Source organism: Actinoplanes sp. NPDC051633, from assembly GCF_040681735.1.
Classification (GTDB): Bacteria; Actinomycetota; Actinomycetes; order Mycobacteriales; family Micromonosporaceae; genus Actinoplanes.
The window spans coordinates 1-1,171 of the sequence record NZ_JBFAZH010001743.1; the positions used below are offsets into that span (position 1 = coordinate 1).

1 pseudogene is annotated in these 1,171 nt (G+C 69.6%); it reads right to left on the reverse strand.

The window, feature by feature from the left end:
• Window positions 1-42: 42 nt before the first annotated feature.
• Window positions 43-1,171: pseudogene (locus AB0M20_RS44820) on the reverse strand (exo-alpha-sialidase); the annotation flags it as partial.

Below are 1,171 nucleotides of genomic sequence, written 5' to 3' on the forward strand. Positions count from 1 at the left end.
CGGGGCCGCGTCGGCGGCCCCGCACCTGTGTTGTTTCGCCCACTACTTCCTCAGGTCGAGTTTCCAGGCGCTCAGGCCGTGCGAAGCGGCGTAGAGGATCCGCTTGCCCGGCACGATGGTCAGGCCGGTGACCTCGACGTTCGGCATGCCGCCCGCGGCACGTACCCAGGCGCTGGTGCCACTGGGCAGGCGCAGGACGCCGAAGTCCGTGGCGGCGTAGAGGTCGCCGGTGACGCCGTCGCGGACCAGGTCGGTCAGCGGCTGGTCACCGAGGTTGTACGACCGGTCGGCCCACGTGCTCGCGCCGGTCGCGGCTACGGTCACCTCGAACGCGTGCCCCGGTGTGGCCGGCGTGTTGGAGTTGAAGCCGCTGTACGACAGCCACGCCCGGTTCGGGTTCGCCGGGTCGGGATAGATGCTGCTGACGAAGCGGTTCGGCAGCTGGGCGTCGTCGTCGATGCGCGTCCACTGCACCGCGGAGGCGGGCTCGGCGTCGGCGTTGCGGGAGATGAACACCCGGCCCGTGGTGGTGGCCGCCCAGGCGGTCGACGTGTCGGCCGCCGAGCGCTCGATCGCCGCCATCGCGCCGCCGGGCTTGCTGCCCCACAGCGGATCGGTCAGCGCTGTCGTGCCGAGCGGCACCCAGTCACCGCACTGCTCTTCGAACGTGCCGTTCCAGGTGTTGCAGTCTTCGTTGGCCTCCGCGACGGTGCGGTCGCCGATACCGAACGTCTTCGTCCGGTAGACGGTGACCCCGGTGCCGAAGTACATCGTCCCGCTGACCCGCGGGTCGCTGATCACCGGTGCGTAGAACTCGGTGGTGGGCTGCGCGTCGATCGGCTCGCCGACGTAGATCCAGCTCCCGATGTCGCCGTTGTTGAAGTTCACCTCGATCTGGCCGCGGACGAAGGTGTGGAACCGGAACTCCGGGCGGGCGACGTCGAAGCCGGACTGCCCGCCGTCACCGATCATCGTGTTCACCCAGCGACGACGCTGGCCCTTGTTCTCCCAGGTGCCGTTGTCCTGGGTGCCGCCCTGCAGCAGATTGTGGTCGTGCGGGCTGACCGACAGGCTCATGAACTGCAGCGTCGCCAGGCCCTCGTTGACGTCCTCCAGGCGCGACGGGATGCGCGAGAGCATCTGCCGGCACCGTTCCAGCTGCGGGCCGGTC